Source organism: Aliikangiella maris (assembly GCF_040719265.1).
In the GTDB taxonomy this organism is placed as follows: domain Bacteria; phylum Pseudomonadota; class Gammaproteobacteria; order Enterobacterales; family Kangiellaceae; genus Aliikangiella; species Aliikangiella maris.
The window spans coordinates 48,187-64,298 of sequence record NZ_JBFDAH010000006.1 but is presented as its reverse complement, the minus strand read 5'-3'; the positions used below and the strand labels follow the sequence as shown (position 1 = coordinate 64,298).

The window sequence follows — 16,112 nt, the reverse complement described above, 5'->3', positions numbered from 1 at the left end:
TGTTTAACGTTTGATTTCATGGAATATTCATGAGTTTGCCCAGGCAAGATCCACTGATTTTAATATGTATCTAGAACAGTTTTCGCTAAAAGAGCGACCTTTTTCCATTTCACCCGACCCTCGATTTCTCTTTATGAGCAGTCGTTATCGGGAGGCTTTGGCACATTTAACCTATGGTGTTCAAGATGGTGGCGGGTTTGTATTGCTAACCGGTGAAGTCGGCACAGGAAAAACTACCGTATGCCGTTGTCTGTTGCAGCAGTTGCCTGAAAATACTTGCCTGGCATTTGTATTAAATCCTAAATTGAGCAGTCTTGAGCTACTGGCCACTATCTGTGATGAGTTAAAAGTCAGCTATCCAGAAAACTGTGATAGTTTGAAAATATTGACTGATAAACTAAGTGAGCACTTGCTTGACTGTTATAAAAAAGGTTTGCATGTTGTTGTGATGATTGATGAGGCTCAAAATCTGCAAACCGATGTGCTAGAGCAAATTCGATTATTGACTAACCTTGAAACTAATCAAAAAAAACTACTGCAAATTATACTGGTAGGACAACCTGAGCTACAGGAAAAACTGGCAAAACGTGAATTACGTCAACTCGCTCAGCGAGTGACGGCAAGATATCATTTACAGCCATTAAAGCTAAAAGAAACTATCGCTTATATCATTCATCGCATGCGAATTGCGGGCTGCAATCGTTCATTATTTTCGTTGAACTCCGTTGAATATTTGCATGCAAAAACACATGGTATTCCTCGCTTGATTAATACCATTTGTGATCGTGCACTATTTGCCGCGGCTGCAAGACGTAAAGCGCGTGTTGATAAACCAATCATGATGCAGGCGGTTAAAGAAGTTTTGGGTGAAAAACAAGCAACCATTGATACGCCACAAAAAAATCTACCCAGATGGGTGAAACCGGCCATCGCCGCTACTGCCTTTTTAATTGTTGCAGCAATTTCATTCTGGCTTGGTGGACGCGGCAAATCAGACAACCTGCCAGAGCAAATTAATCTGCCCGTAGCAACCAGTGACGATGTTCAGGTGACCCAAACGGCAACGGATGAGTTTAATAACAATTTATTAGAACGGATTATGGGGGCGGAGCGATGGGATTATAATGGTCGCTTGTCATTTAAGAATCTACTGGCATTTTGGCAATTAGAGTATTCTCCACTTAAAGATGGCGATGGTTGTTCATATGCTGCTTCATATGGATTGAAATGCCATCGAGGCAAAGGTAACTGGCAGGATTTACGTAACTTTAATCGACCCGCGTTGCTTAAATTTAATGCTGGGCTTCAAGGGAATTTTTGGGGAGTCATCAAGTCTATTCAAGGGCTTGAAGCAACCATTGTTCTTGGCGATAAAGAAAGTCGTTTAAAACTTGAAGAAATTTCGAGTATCTGGACCGGTGAGTATTTATTTTTATGGCAAGCGCCAGAAGGATATTATGGCGATATAAAAATGGGGGATAGCGGTGATGTTGTTGCTTGGTTATCGCAAATGCTTAATCGGATTAATCAAAGTGATAATTCTCCGCAAAATCGCTTTGGTTCAGAACTGAGACTCCAATTAATAGAATTTCAAAAGCAACGGGGTATTAACGCTGATGGCATTGCCGGTATGCAAACCATATTAAAAATTAATGCTGAATTGTTAATCGGTATTCCTCTTTTAGTGAATAGTCCGCAATTGGCCGCAACTCAATAGGTTATTTATTTTGTCGATTTTATTAGAATCACTTACTCAGAAAAATGATGCGCAAAATGGATTGGATAACGATAAAATTCCTGATATCCATTCGACCCATTTTGATGATGAGTTACTTGGTGATGAACGTTTATTAAAGCGTTTAAAAATCTGGCAATTATTAACTTATACATTAGGGATTATGTTGGTTGCCAGTTGGTGTTGGATTTATTTGAGTGGTTCAATAACCCCTTCACCTTTGCAACAGTCGACGGTGCAAGTACCAGAACAGACTTCTATACTACCAAACAAGGCAATACTAAGTCAGGCAATTAATCCCACACAGCAAACTGAGCCTGTACAAAATCAAGCTGCTTCGACACAACAAATCACATCAGTGCAACCTGAGTTAAGTGACGAAAGTGAAGCCGGTCGTTCAGTTTATAAACCCAAAAAGCACACTAAGCCAGCCGTTAAGCCCGAAAATCGAAGTAGTCGTGTTGCCGATAATCAAATGCAGCCTGAAGTTGAACGACAATCTGATGTGACTGCAAAAAGTTTGAATAATTCAAGTTTGGCCAATAGCCAGACTGCGACACCTGCGCCCAAGCCTGGCACTGCGGTTGTTACAAAAAATGAGTTGCCAGACTCACTACAAAGTGAATTTCCCAATATCCAAATCAATTCATATGTGGTTGCCGAAAATGTGAAAGATAGCTTTGTTATTCTCGATGGGGCTTTTTATAAAGTGAACCAGGTCATTGCACCTAACCTGATATTACGAGATATTTCCAAACAACATATTGTCGTTGAATATCATTCCTATTTAGTCAAAATTCCGTTGAATTAATTTAAGTTAAATAAATTTAGTTGTCTACTTTATGAGTCGAGTTTCTATTTGGCAACGAAGTAAACGTATTGTTTTACGCTTATTTCTCATTGCCTTTTTGTTCGTTTTATTTATGGGAATCTATCTCGATTCGATGGTTAAAGATGAGTTTAATCAGCGAGCCTGGAGTATTCCGGCCAAAGTCTTTGCCCGCCCGTTGTCTTTTTCACTGGGACAATTACTGTCGCTTAAAGATCTCAAACAAGAACTGCAATTGCTTGGTTATCGCCCAAAAATTAAGGCAATCAACCAAGGAGAATATGAACAATATGATAATTCACTGGTTATTAATACTCGGCGTTTTCAGTTTTGGGATGGCGTTCAACCCGAGCAGACGCTTGAAATAACAATTGAAAATAATCGGATTACACAGCTTAAAGACTTTGCTTCCCAAAAAGATGTGAGCTTTTTACGACTGGATCCTTTGTCTCTGGGTAGTATTCAAACGGGCAATACCGAAGATCGACAGTTGGTCACTCTGGCGCAATTACCCGACAATCTGATAGCGTCGCTATTGGTCATGGAAGATCGAGAGTTTTATCAACATTGGGGGCTATCGATGAAAGGTATTGCTCGAGCTCTGTGGAGTAACCTATCGCAAGGCAAAGTGAGTCAGGGAGGAAGTACGCTAACGCAACAGTTAATGAAAAATCACTTTTTGAGTAATGAGCGAACTTTATGGCGAAAATTTCGTGAAGCCATTATGGCGGTACTTACTGAAGTGCACTATTCAAAAGATGTTATTTTACAGGCTTATTTGAATGAAGTTTATCTGGGACAAGATGATAATACCGGGATTTATGGATTTGGTCGGGCGAGTGAATTTTATTTTGATAAACCACTCGAAAAACTTCATTTGGCACAGGTTGCTTTATTAGTCGGCATGGTAAAAGGTCCCTCTTACTATAATCCAAGGCGTAATCCTGAAGTTGCGCGTCAACGCAGAGATTTGGTGTTGTCACAAATGCGTGAGCATGGTCTGATTACAGATGAAGATTATCAAGATGCGCAATCTCGACAACTAATGGTCGTTGCCAAACCTAAAGCCAAAACAGGTAAAGTACCTGCTTTTATGGGATTTATTAAACGTGAATTGCATCGTGAATATTCTGCGGCTGACCTCAACAGTCAAGGACTACGTTTATTTACTAGTCTTGATCCACTCGTTCAGCAGCGTGCAGAAAAAGCATTGAGTAAACGTTTATTGCAAATTGAAAAGTCGGGTAAGACACCACCCACGGACTTGCAAGGCGCGGTCATTATTAGCGATATTCAAAGTGGTGATATTCTGGCTATGGTCGGTGACCGTAATCCGGAATATAACGGATTTAATCGGGCAATAGATGCTTATCGACAAACGGGCTCTGTTATTAAACCTTTTGTCTATCTTACCGCATTCGAGCGACAAGCCCGGTATCATATGTTAACCCCATTACTGGATGAACCCTTTTCTCTTGATGGAAGTGATGGCAGTGTTTGGACACCTAAAAATTACAATAATGAAACTCATGGGCAGATTGCTTTAAAAGAAGGGTTGATTAATTCTTACAATTTGGCCACCGCCAGGCTGGCGCTGTCGATAGGTGTTGAGTATGTCGCCGATACTATTACTAATGCTGGATTTGAGCGTGAGTTGCCCGCATACCCTTCAATTACATTAGGTGCAAAAGAGATGTCTCCGCTCGAAGTATTGCGGCTGTATCAAGTATTAGCCAATGAGGGACGCAGTATTCGCAGCGCAGGTTTAATTGCAGTACAAGACCATCAAGGGCGTTTATTACAGCGTTATCCACGACAGATTTCATCAAAATTTGAACCAGAAAGTATCTTCTTGGTGAAGTATTTGTTAACCGAGGTGGTTAATCGTGGAACTGCAAAAACAATTGGCCAAACTTTCGGCAGTACACAATTTGCCGGTAAAACAGGCACAACGAATGATTTGCGTGATAGCTGGTATGCTGGATTTGGTGGAAATAAGCTCGCAGTGGTTTGGGTTGGACGAGATGATAATCAGCCGACTCAATTGACCGGAGCGACTGGTGCGCTGAGAATATGGCGAGATTTATTTATTGGATTAAACGAGCCTGCGGTTGACCTGACTTTACCTGACGGATTGGTGTGGGGCTATCGGCCCGAAGGTTTTTTCTCTCGGTTCACCAGTTGTAAAAATAAGAAGTTACTGCCATTTTTTCCAGAACACTTACCTGAAGGAATTAAAATTTGTGAATGATATGTCTCAAGGCCAACAAACATTTAAGTTACATCTTCAGTTACAAGACGATAGTTATTGGTTGGGTGACTTAAAATTATGTCGTTTGTTACTGATGAATGATACCCAGTTTCCCTGGTTTGTTTTAGTGCCACGTATCACAGAAATTAGTGAAGTTTATCAATTACCAGCCGATATCCAACAGTTATGCTGGCAAGAATCAAATCTTTTATCACTCGCAATAATGCAGTTATTTCAAGGTGATAAATTAAATATTGCAGCACTTGGAAATGTGGTTCCCCAACTCCATATACACCATGTTGTAAGATATACAACGGATATTTGCTGGCCAGCGCCGATTTGGGGTAAATATCCCATGCAGGAATATCAACAATCAGAAGTTGTCAAAATCCAGCAAGCTTTAAGAAATTCATTGCCATTTGAGCAAATGAATCAATTATAAAAAATAGTTAAAAACTTAAAAATATTATTGTTTTTGACAATGCTATGTGATATATATCCGCGCCTAAATAAAAAGTCTATCTATATTTAGTCGTTAGATTGGCTCGGGTTTATACGTGAGTTTTGGAAAACTGTTTAGTTTTCAAGCAGTTAATCTTCGGAGAATTGAATGCCAAATAAAGAAACGGCAAAAGTAGCTACCGCCACTACGCTAGGAGCCTTGGGAATTGCTCCTTACAAGGAAGAGGATGGTGAAGAATATATGAATGAGTCTCAAGTTGCTCACTTTCGGGCAATTTTAGAGGCTTGGAAAAAGCAGTTAATGGAAGAGGTCGATCGAACGGTGACTCATATGAAAGATGAAGCCGCCAATTTTCCCGATCCGGTTGACCGTGCTAGTCAGGAAGAAGAGTTTAGCATTGAGCTCAGAACGCGCGATAGAGAGCGCAAATTGCTCAAAAAAATCGGTAAATCAATTACTGCAATTGATGAAGAAGATTATGGATATTGTGAGTCTTGCGGTGTTGAAATTGGTATTCGACGACTTGAAGCAAGACCCACTGCGACGTTATGCATTGACTGCAAAACTTTGGATGAAATCAAAGAAAAGCATGTTAATCGCTAAGTCCGATCCGAACACTGAACAGACAATCTGATTGATCAATTCAAAGGCAGGTTATGGATGCATAACTTGCCTTATTTTTTGATAAATGAAAAGTTCAAACTGGGTCGGTCGGTTCGCTCCAACACCATCGGGACCGCTACATTTCGGTTCTTTAGTTGCTGCTTTAGGTAGTTATTTAATAACCCGTTCACAAAATGGCCAATGGCTACTTCGTATCGAAGATCTTGATACGCCTAGAGTAGTTGGTGGTGCAACTCAGCAGATTATCCACACTCTCGAAATGTTTGGGTTTGAATGGGATAGTGAGATTGTTTATCAAAGTCAGCGCACCCAACTTTATCAGCAAGCTTTAACTCAGTTAATGCGGCAGCAGCGACTTTTCTGCTGCCGATGCAGTCGTCAACAAATTAAGCGACGTAATCGGGGATTTTATGATGGTTATTGCCGAAATCGTATTCTCTCGATAGATAATCCTAATAGCAATGGTTTTGCTGTTCGCATAAAATTTGAATCGGGTTTTGAGTCGTTTTATGATGAAATTAGAGGGAAATGCCACTTTGCCAGTCCAGCAGATACTCAAGATTTTGTGATAAAACGGCGGGATAAAATTTTTGCTTACCAACTAGCGGTAGTGGTTGATGATATTGCACAAGGCGTTAATCATGTGGTGCGAGGAGCAGATATTTTAAATTCTACACCGAGACAAATTTATTTATACAGTTGCTTTCAACAACCTTCACCTGTTTATTTTCATCTTCCCTTAGTTGTTGATCAGGCTCAACAAAAATATAGTAAAACAAAGCTGTCACCTGCTATCAAAGCAGACAAAGCCACTTATTGGCTTATTCAGGCGCTTGAGCATCTAGGCCAACAACCTCCCGACTTTTTGAGTGAGTTGAAACCGCAAGAAGTTTTAATCTGGGCTATCGATAATTGGAACCTAAACAAGGTTGGTACTGATCCTAAAGTTTATCAGGCTTAATTTAAACGATTTTATGCTTCAATAAATTGGCCGGGTTCCAAAATAAAAGCCGGTTTACTGATAACCGGCGTTCAGTTGTTGTAGTCACTTGGTCATAAGCACTTATCAAGGTCTAGAGTCAGACACCAGCGCATTTTGTCATTTTCAATATCATAATGACATGAATAAAATTCCGGCCCATTTTTACCTCGTTCTGCAAAAGCAATGTAGGATTCTTTATCGCTCGTACAGTTTGGAAATCCGCCTGTACCTGAGTGAATACCTGCTTCGGGTGGGAAAACATAGCTAACAAACAGATCGGCATCAATAATGCCACTGACGCCTGCACATACCGGACTATCTGATTCAAATTCTACCTCAGAATAAATAATTTCGTAGTCTGCGCCAACGACCATATCGCCATCATCGGGCAGAGGATAAACACTCATTGCAAGATCTTCTTCTTTGGTTCCTTGAGGAATAGTACAAGCTACCGATTTTAAATCAGTCGAACGATAGACTTTTATATCAGAAGCGGCGAAAGAAAATACTGGTGTTAGCTGCTGTGCTTTTAGTGCATCTAAATAAATTTTTGAACAATTATTAGCAACATATTCTGAGGGCTCAAAAGTACTGACTTGATCATTTCTGCCGCCTAATACCACACTAAAGTCGTCATGCGAAATGTGAGAAACAGGTAAAACCGTACCGGATGGATAAAAAATATCCCCACTTTGCGCATGAAAGGTTTCATTGGATTGAATGGTCACAGTACAAGCGCCTTTGGGGGTAAAAATTTGTTTTTTGTTGGTTGCACCTCGATTTTGTGCGATTTTATCTTGTTTGATTTCTTCACGCAGCAAGCGAGCTACCTGACCACTCTGGTAACATTTATTCCAGTTAGATTGTGATACGTTAAGAAATTTTTGCTGAGATTGCATGACACATTGCTCGATCTCAACAACCTCTTTTTCAGTTGGATAGCGTTGGTTCATTGACTTTTTCATCGCACATTCAAGCATCAGCATTTGATATCCGGCTAAAAAGCGATAGGAATCAACCTTTAAGCAACTGGCGACTTTTTTCAAATAACTATCTTCAAATACCTGAAATAATGTACCTGATTTTTCATCTTGAAAACTCTTTGCGGATTGACTGGTAGCGGCTATAAAAAAAAGTGAGATTAACTTTAAAGAGTTTGATATAGAATGTTTGGATTGTCTATTATCGATATTGCTTTTCATACTAAAAAAAAACCTGGTTAAATTACTGAAGTTAACGAGAGGCGAAATATGTACCAGTTATACTACTATCCTAATAATGCGAGCCTTGCGCCACACTTGATATTACAAGAATTAGATGTTGATTTTGAATTAATTTTGGTTGACCGTCAATCATCCGCTAATCTTTCGGCAGAATATTTAAAGCTCAATCCTACAGGAAGAATTCCAACTCTGGTTGATGGTGAATTAGTCTTGTTTGAGAGTGCCGCAATCGCTTTGTATTTATGTGAAGAGTATGCAAAAAAATTCCCTGACTCACCAAGTTTGTTATTACCTGAGTACGATAAAATGCTACGAGGTAAAGCATTGCAGTGGCTATTCTATTTAAACAGCACCGTTCAAAGTGAGCTCATTATGTATTTTTATGCCGCTCGCCATACGCAAGATCCTCAAGGTGCTGATGCCATTAAAGATGCACAAGAACGTCGAGTAACCAATATGTTGTCATTATTAAATGATGAGTTAACAGGTAAAAGCTATTTGCTCGGTGAAAAGTTTTCTGTGTGTGACTGTTTTCTATTTATGTTATGTCTCTGGTGTGATGTGTTTACTAAAACGCCTGCTGACTTTCCTGAGTTAAAACCTTATTTAATTCGCCTAAGTCAGCGGCAAGCATTTAAGCGTGTGTGTCAAACAGAAAATATTGATTTAACATGGCTGAATTAAATAATCAGTGCCATCGGCAATCTGAATTGTGTCTTGAATTACAAGAGCAAGGCTATACGACTATTTCTCAGTTTTTAAATGCAAATGAACTCGAAAATATAATTTTTACGATTAATCAGATATTACTGCCGATGAGTAAAAGGTGGCGTAAGAAATATTGATTTAAAAGTAAAAAAAGTAAATAAATTGATTTTTTCGAATAAAATAAATCGGTTGTTAAACACTTTTTTTGATGACAATTTTACCTTTATGCGTGGTATTTTATTCGATAAAACCTATAAAAATAATTGGAGAGTTGGTTGGTATCAAGATAAGATTTTTGCCGTTTCCCACAAAGTGAATTTGCCCGGTTGGCAGTCTTGGTCTACAAAACAAAATGTTCTCCATTGCCAACTACCTGATGAAGTGCTAAATCAAATTATCACTTCACGCTTACACTTAAACGAAATGACGCTACAGTCTGGCGGATTGCAGGTTATACCGCAAAGTTATTTAAATGGCGTTTTGTTAAGAGAACAGATTGAAACGATCGTTTCGACCAAGCAGGTCATTAATATTCGAGCAAATGCAGGTGACTTAATGGTTATGCGGCCGAAATTGTTGCATCGTTCAAATAAAATCATTAGATGAATTTTCGGTGGCGTAAACGAAAAATTTACATCGATATATTTTTCATTTTGAATTTGTAAACTATCAGTTGCCTCAAGGTACTTGTTGGCGCTAGTCTTTTAGAAACATAAAAAATTTTCAGAAAGAGCCATAATAGTTATTTTAGCAATATTAGAAAAACATTTTAATTCTCTCACGTTTTAACTAAAATAGAATGTAGTATTTGAATACGCGTTATTATGTTTGAAGAGCGTAATATTGGTCTTTACTTAGAGATTTTTCTATGGATATAAAGTTCTGTGTATTTGTTGCCGCCAGTGTTGATGGCTATATTGCACGATTTAATGGCAAACTTGATTGGATTGAAAGTGTTACAAAAAAAGACGATATTCAGGATTACGGTTATCACCGATTTATGGATAGCATTGATTGCGTGGTTATGGGGCGGCATACATTTGAAAAAGCGGTTTCCTTTGCAAGATGGCCTTATCGAGGTAAACGGGTTATTGTGCTGAGTCGCACACTGAAAGAGCCTCCGGCAGACTTTGTTGAGCGTGTTGATGTTTTTGGTGGCCCCATCGAGTTGCTGGCCGTAGAATTACAACATTGGCGAGTAAAAAAAGTGTTTGTTGAAGGTGGTAGTGTCATTCAGTCTTTTTTAAGTGCCGAATTGCTTGATGAGTTGATAATTACAAAGGTTCCCATTTTGATCGGTCAGGGGATTCCTTTGTTTGGTCATTTAAAAAATGATGTGCCACTTAAACTGACTGGTTCACAAGAGTTTTCGAATGGTTTTATTCAATTGACTTATTCTATTCCGCGACGTTAACGTAATTCTTATCCTTTTGCAAACTCGATAGGCTGTAAAATATTAAGCGTTTTAGATAACAACTAATCAATCTTTCTGATTAAAGCCTAGTACCAATTTGTCGAGCCGTTGAATGGTAGAAATAATCGTTTCAACGGTTGCAGTATAAAATGCTAGATTAGTTTTTTCTGGCGTATCGCTTGATTGGTGATAGTCAGGATGAAGGTCGACGCCAAAATATAAATAATCGATTCCATGTTTGTTAAATATGTAATGATCGCTTGCTTCATCCCAGTTGATTGGTGCGGTTAATGAATTTCGAGAAAATTGCCTTCCCTGATGTCCGGGTTTTAAACATAACTGAGTTGGTTGGGCCGCCAGCATTGTTATTGATTTAAGTACAGGTTTAAAGCGTGTCCCAGCCACATATAAGCGATTTTTTCTGCCACCTCGACTAATCATGTCCAGATTGATGTTGAAAAGTATTTGCTTAGGTTTTATTGGGGAGGCATTTAAAAATGCTTGCGCGCCATAGAGTCCAGCTTCTTCGGCATCAGTTGCTAAAAATATAAGGGAATAATCCGTTGAATAAGTTTTAAAAAATTGAGCAATAGTTAATAATGCGGCAACACCTGATGCATTGTCATCGCTACCATGATAGATTTTTGTGCCTTGTTGTCCTAAATGATCATAGTGAGCACTAATAACTATTAAATGATTTTTTTTCGTCTTATGCCGGCCTGCCAGCTTTCCGAACAGATTAACGCCTTTCTCATTATTTTTACCAAAATAAAAAGGTTGCCGGAAATTATTTTGTAACGCTTGTAAACCAATTTGCTCAAATTTTTGTTGTATAAATTGTTGGGCTTTTTGACTACCGAGCGTATTGGTTTTTCTTCCTTGCATATCTGGATGCGCCAGTGTTTGTAAATCTTTGAATAACTGTTTAGCGTTGATGAGACCTGTTGGTTTTGGGGGGGATAAACAATGGGGACTGGTTTGTATACAACCCAAAATAAATAATGAGAGTAAACATATAGCTGCAAACTTAAATGCTTTGGTTTTATGAGATAGCGCGGGATAAAAAATATAAGCGATAAATTCTTTTGGCAACTTGTTTGATAATGACGCCACTTGACAAGCCATTGGCTTTTAGCGCCCCAATAGCTGTTGTTTTATGTTTGGATGATTAAGCGGATAACGCTCCAGCGTTTGATAACGTACGCCACTGTGTGTTTGTTCTGAAAGCATTAAACTGAACGATTTGATAGATAGTTCATCATAAAAATATTGATTGGCAACTGGAGGAATTTCGACTTGCCTGAATAGCGTAATATGGGGAAAGTATTCACGTTTATCAAATTGAAAATAATTTAATTCAACTAGTTGACGTTCAATTGCTTTTTTACATTGATTTAAATGTTGCTCAGAATCCTTAAGTGTCAGTGCCAACACTTGTGGTTTTGGCCAATATAACAAATCGTTTAATGAAATTGTAAAAGGGGCGAGAGTTAATGGTTGAAAGCCGTCAAGAATTTTTTCTAGAATCTTTTCCTTAACTTCGCCAATAAAACATAATGTAATATGAAAATTTTCGCCTTTTACTGCTAATCCTTTGACTTCGGATAGTTGTTGCAGAGCTTGTTGGATATTGAGAATTGCGGTTTTAGTTGCTGCATCAAATTCAACAGCGAAAAATAAACGGTATTGGTAAGAAGTGGTTTTGTTGGGTGGTGACATATCTGTTTTATCAATATTGCTAATATCTGTAGTAAATTCGAGGGAAAAATAACTGAGCTATATAATTTAAACTTAACAACTCAATTATTTTTAGTTAACGGTTATTAGTAAATGGCTATCTGTCAATTGTTATCAACAAACTGTGATTAATATACGGCTATTAATGAACAGCTATCAATGAACATAATTCTTACAATTAAAGCATAACTATTGAATAATCGCTATCCCCAATACGGATTCACTTTAAACGCAGCTTTACGTGTTTGTTCTATGGCTTTCAACACGGGGGTATTTCGTTTTTCAAGCCACTCATCGATTTCTTCTTGAGAGTGGTTTTCAATTAATAAGCCAGAGATATATTGGTTCATTTGTAATTCACGGATCCCATCAAGTATATCAATCCACGATTGACGATAGTTTTGGCGTTTTTGTGAGTCAAATAATCCTCCAAAAAAGAGGCCGGTATCTAAAGCTCTGCGAATTTTTGCGATTAATTTAAAATATTCCTCTGGCTCCAACTCGACCTTGGGGCCCAAATCGCGTTTTAACTCCCTAAGCATGTGCTCCAGTTGTTTACGCGCAAAATCAATTACGGGTGTACTTAATTGCTCGCGATCTTTTTCAGGAATAAAGTCTCGCCACTCCTTAAAATAGATCCATTGTGACATATTGAGCATCATTAGATTATAGCGTTGAGTTGCCAGCAACTGTTTAAATTGTTCAATCGCTTGTTTGGCATCTGCCTGAATTTTTTTCTGTTGCTCTTCGACTAAATCCCAGTCTGCTTTTTGTTGCAAATAACGATTTAAATGCCGCTTATGCTTAGCCGCATCAACAATTGGGCGCATAGCCTCAGCTAACCAACCCCAATTGTTGCGTAAATCCTGAGTGGCTTGCCGCGGTATGACACCGCCAAATACCATATACATGTGATGCAGATAAATTAAACCACGATACATCTCAAGAACGGCAGAATGAGAATTTTTTTGATTGAGGAACAGCTCGTAGTACTGCCAGTGTTTCAGACCAGTATAACAAATTTGTTCAAATGCATGTTCTGCTTCGACGCCTTGCGCCAGCTCAGCTACCTGCATTTTATATCGTTCAGGTGCAAGATTTTTACACAGGCTGTAACCACGACGTGCTTTGCTCGCGTTATAGAGCGTTAGCTCAAGCTCTTTAATCAAATAACGGCCAATAGCAAATAAATACTCGGCGCTACCTTCTAACAGCTCTAGTTCGACTTCGCAAATTGGCATCGTGCCTTCATCGCCTTCAATAGTGCCAATATCCAGTGCAACCTCAAGGCGAGTATTATCAGAAAAGCTTAGCTCACAGGAGGTCCTTTCAAAATTAGTGGTAAAGCAGGCAATGCATTCACCATCTTCTTCAATAGCTTCTTCTACCAGAATTTGTAAATAGGGGTCGGTTATCAGGCTGATATCCAGTTGATTACTCTCAAGTTCTGCTTCGTCTTCATTTCTTTGATGTAAGCCGCCTATCGCGCGACCAGAAGATTTCACGGTCTGGATCAGTTTATCGCCACTTTGGCGGATCCGCATTCCGATGGAAACCTCACTTAATTTGAAATGCTCGGTATCAAAATAGGTATTGATCAGACGAGTCGTTTTCCAATCGCTCTGTGATGCGACACCTGGAAAGTTTAACTCTCTGATTTCTTTGAGTTTTTCTGGAGTTGCAGCAAGCTTGAGCTCAAGTTCGCTAGCCATAAAATCTAACCTGTTATTATTTGAATGCTGCTATTTAACCATTCATTTTAGTATTTGTCATCACCGACAACGGGAGTATATTACCTTTAAATTTAGTAAAACGTGATCTGGATTAGTTTAATTGCGGTTAACTATTCCGTACAATAGCGTCAATATTAAACAAATCTCAGGTATTTAATCTTGCTTGAAGTATAATCAATCAAGTCACTTTTCGTTAGGTAAATAGGCGATTATTACGCTAATTGAGTTACCTGATGCTTACCTGTAAAATTAAGTCAGTTCAGTTATTGTGGTCCTTTTATGAAAAAAAAATTAAACTTTTTTTTAATCCTTATTGTTAGTTTTATTAGTCTCGGTGCTCCGGTCTATGCCGAGGTTGGTTATGTTGATGATCAAACTAAAATTTGGACACGAACCGGTCCTTCGAATGATTACAAGGTTCGATTTAAACTATCCCCAGGTACAAAGTTTGAGATTCTTGAACGTAATGAAGAAACCGGTTACGTTCATATTAAAGATGAAGAAGGTCGGACCTCGTGGCTTGATTCCCAATATATAACAGAAACCCCAACAGCTGGCGTACTGCTTGCCGAAGCTCGACGTAACTTGTCGAATATCAAACAAAACCACCAAGATAGAATTGGCGCACTAGAGCGACAGATCAATGAGCTTAAACCTTTAGAGAAAACTAATCGTGATTTGCAGGGCGAATTGGCAAAGTTGCAAACACAATTTGAAAAAGTCAGTCAGGAAAAGCAAACTTATGAAGGTCGTTTTAATCGGGAAATCTTTTTTGCTGGCGCTGTCGTTTTTTTTGGTGGCATCCTTTTTGGCTTTATATTGACCAAACTTGGTGGGAAAAGTCGCCATAGTGGTTGGAGTTAATCTTTAACATGACACCAATATGTCAGATATAAAAAATGCCGCTAATCTCAAGATAAGTGAATCTTATCTTATTCATGCCCGTCAAACCTTTCTGAGTGCTGAGAGCGAAGCTGAATTTTTGGCGGCTTGTGCAAGACCTCTTCGCCCCAGCATTCGTATTAATTCACTCAAGTGGGATTATGCAGGCTTAGTCAAGGCTGCACAGCAATATGGCTGGCAAATAACGCCTATTCCTTGGTGCGAGGCGGGCTATTGGGTTGCCGGTACCGAGGATTGTGAGCTGTCTTTAGGCAACTGTATTGAACATATTCAGGGGCTATTTTACATTCAGGAAGCCAGTTCGATGCTGCCGCCAGTAGCATTATTGTTACCTGTGCTTAATTGGCCTGCTGAAGACAATCACCGCCATAGTTGGCTGGTGGCCGATGTTGCTGCTGCACCGGGTTCAAAAACTACGCAAATGGCAGCAATGCTGGAAAATCAGGGGTTAGTCTTAGCCAATGAATTGTCAGCCAGCCGGCTAAAAAGCTTACATGCTAATCTGGTACGTTGTGGTGTCACCAATACCGTAATGTCGCATTTGGATGGCTGTGATTTAGGCGAAAAATTAACTGCACAGTTTGACTTTATATTGCTTGATGCGCCCTGTAGTGGAGAGGGAACGGTGAGGAAAGATCCATTGGCATTAGCGGACTGGCAACTGACTCGCGTGCAAACCACTGCACAACTGCAAAAGCGATTGATAACCTCCGCTTATGAGGCATTAAAGCCCGGCGGTATATTAGTATATTCTACCTGCACCTTATCGCTTGAAGAAAATCATCAGGTCGTTGACTCTTTACTCGATACCTCTGACGCTCAGGTTGAGTCTTTACACGACTTATTTCATGGTGCTGAAAAAGCGGTGACCCAACAAGGATATTTACATATTTTACCGCATCATTTTGACAGTGAAGGTTTCTTTGTTGCCAAGGTGCGTAAACCCAAAACAGCTTCTGGTGACTCAACTATTCGTCCTGTCTTTCAGTCACCGTTTAAACCAATCAATAAAAAGCAATGGCAACCCCTTCATACTTACTACCAACAGCATTTTGGGTTTGACTTAGCAACACTTCCGTTTGATTTTTTGCAGCGTGATAAATCACAAGGGCGCCAAAAGGGAATCGAGGTATGGTTGTTTCCTAAACAAATTGAAAGACTTAATGCTTACATTAAGATAAATCGTGCCGGTATCCATTTGGCAGATGTTTTTCCTAAAAAGATACGAACTAATCACCAATTTGTTATGGCATTTGCAGCGTATTTTAAACAGCAATGTATGACAATAGATTCAAATCAGGCTTCTACCTTTATGCGGGGCGCTTCGCTCGATATTTCAGTTGCCAAGCATCAAGTTGCTAATAATGCTGCTGAATATTTACCGATTGATGGTGAAGTTATTTTAATGGTTGAGCAAAAAGTGCTGGGGATTGGTTTAAAGCAAAAACACCAGATTAAAAATTTACTACCACGTGATCTGGTTAGAGATAACTTGCAATTTTAGTTTTTA

15 protein-coding genes are annotated in these 16,112 nt (G+C 39.2%); 11 read left to right on the top strand and 4 right to left on the bottom strand.

The window, feature by feature from the left end; all coding sequences use genetic code 11:
* Nucleotides 1-64 precede the first annotated feature (64 nt).
* The 6 genes from ABVT42_RS06970 (at nucleotide 65) to gluQRS (ending at nucleotide 6,863) form a co-directional block, all read left to right on the top strand.
* Nucleotides 65-1,717 (top strand): AAA family ATPase, encoded by a 1,653-nt coding sequence (locus ABVT42_RS06970; RefSeq protein WP_353874141.1) that lies wholly within the window; start codon nucleotides 65-67, stop codon nucleotides 1,715-1,717.
* Nucleotides 1,718-1,727: 10 nt separating this feature from the next.
* On the top strand, nucleotides 1,728-2,546 hold the full coding sequence (locus ABVT42_RS06965) for a hypothetical protein (protein WP_353874143.1): 819 nt from the start codon (nucleotides 1,728-1,730) through the stop codon (nucleotides 2,544-2,546).
* A 31-nt stretch (nucleotides 2,547-2,577) separates the two neighbouring features.
* On the top strand, nucleotides 2,578-4,815 hold the full coding sequence (mrcB, locus tag ABVT42_RS06960; RefSeq protein ID WP_353874144.1) for a penicillin-binding protein 1B: 2,238 nt from the start codon (nucleotides 2,578-2,580) through the stop codon (nucleotides 4,813-4,815).
* A 1-nt stretch (nucleotide 4,816) separates the two neighbouring features.
* Entirely contained in the window at nucleotides 4,817-5,257 is a 441-nt protein-coding gene (locus ABVT42_RS06955; RefSeq protein ID WP_353874203.1) for an HIT domain-containing protein, read from the top strand.
* 168 nt (nucleotides 5,258-5,425) lie between these two features.
* Nucleotides 5,426-5,881, top strand: coding sequence for an RNA polymerase-binding protein DksA (gene dksA / locus ABVT42_RS06950; RefSeq protein ID WP_353874145.1), 456 nt, complete (start codon nucleotides 5,426-5,428; stop codon nucleotides 5,879-5,881).
* 85 nt (nucleotides 5,882-5,966) lie between these two features.
* The gene (gene gluQRS, locus ABVT42_RS06945; protein WP_353874146.1) at nucleotides 5,967-6,863 is read left to right on the top strand and encodes a tRNA glutamyl-Q(34) synthetase GluQRS; all 897 of its coding nucleotides are present in this window, start codon (nucleotides 5,967-5,969) and stop codon (nucleotides 6,861-6,863) included.
* Nucleotides 6,864-6,955: 92 nt separating this feature from the next.
* Here gluQRS and ABVT42_RS06940 read toward each other — a convergent pair whose 3' ends face one another.
* Nucleotides 6,956-8,086 carry a hypothetical protein gene (locus ABVT42_RS06940; protein ID WP_353874147.1) on the bottom strand — a complete coding sequence of 377 codons (1,131 nt, stop codon included), beginning with the start codon at nucleotides 8,084-8,086 and terminating at the stop codon, nucleotides 6,956-6,958.
* Nucleotides 8,087-8,134: 48 nt separating this feature from the next.
* Between ABVT42_RS06940 and ABVT42_RS06935 the strand changes: the two genes are divergently transcribed.
* From ABVT42_RS06935 to ABVT42_RS06925, 3 genes are all read left to right on the top strand, one after another.
* On the top strand, nucleotides 8,135-8,791 hold the full coding sequence (locus ABVT42_RS06935) for a glutathione S-transferase family protein (RefSeq protein WP_353874148.1): 657 nt from the start codon (nucleotides 8,135-8,137) through the stop codon (nucleotides 8,789-8,791).
* A gap of 186 nt (nucleotides 8,792-8,977) precedes the next feature.
* Entirely contained in the window at nucleotides 8,978-9,421 is a 444-nt protein-coding gene (locus ABVT42_RS06930) for a phytanoyl-CoA dioxygenase family protein (protein ID WP_353874149.1), read from the top strand.
* A 262-nt stretch (nucleotides 9,422-9,683) separates the two neighbouring features.
* Nucleotides 9,684-10,229: a dihydrofolate reductase family protein gene (locus ABVT42_RS06925; RefSeq protein WP_353874150.1), complete on the top strand. Its 546-nt coding sequence runs from the start codon at nucleotides 9,684-9,686 to the stop codon at nucleotides 10,227-10,229.
* 66 nt (nucleotides 10,230-10,295) lie between these two features.
* Here ABVT42_RS06925 and ABVT42_RS06920 read toward each other — a convergent pair whose 3' ends face one another.
* The 3 genes from ABVT42_RS06920 to ABVT42_RS06910 all read right to left on the bottom strand — a co-directional run bounded on the left by ABVT42_RS06920 (nucleotide 10,296) and on the right by ABVT42_RS06910 (nucleotide 13,678).
* Nucleotides 10,296-11,354 carry a M28 family peptidase gene (locus tag ABVT42_RS06920; protein ID WP_353874151.1) on the bottom strand — a complete coding sequence of 353 codons (1,059 nt, stop codon included), beginning with the start codon at nucleotides 11,352-11,354 and terminating at the stop codon, nucleotides 10,296-10,298.
* Between the two features lie 6 nt (nucleotides 11,355-11,360).
* Entirely contained in the window at nucleotides 11,361-11,948 is a 588-nt protein-coding gene (gene thpR, locus ABVT42_RS06915; RefSeq protein WP_353874152.1) for an RNA 2',3'-cyclic phosphodiesterase, read from the bottom strand.
* Nucleotides 11,949-12,169: 221 nt separating this feature from the next.
* Entirely contained in the window at nucleotides 12,170-13,678 is a 1,509-nt protein-coding gene (locus ABVT42_RS06910; protein WP_353874153.1) for a CYTH and CHAD domain-containing protein, read from the bottom strand.
* Nucleotides 13,679-13,978: 300 nt separating this feature from the next.
* Between ABVT42_RS06910 and ABVT42_RS06905 the strand changes: the two genes are divergently transcribed.
* Both ABVT42_RS06905 and ABVT42_RS06900 read left to right on the top strand, forming a co-directional pair.
* Entirely contained in the window at nucleotides 13,979-14,563 is a 585-nt protein-coding gene (locus tag ABVT42_RS06905; RefSeq protein ID WP_353874154.1) for a TIGR04211 family SH3 domain-containing protein, read from the top strand.
* Between the two features lie 19 nt (nucleotides 14,564-14,582).
* Entirely contained in the window at nucleotides 14,583-16,106 is a 1,524-nt protein-coding gene (locus tag ABVT42_RS06900) for an NOL1/NOP2/sun family putative RNA methylase (protein ID WP_353874155.1), read from the top strand.
* The last annotated feature ends 6 nt before the right edge of the window (nucleotides 16,107-16,112 follow it).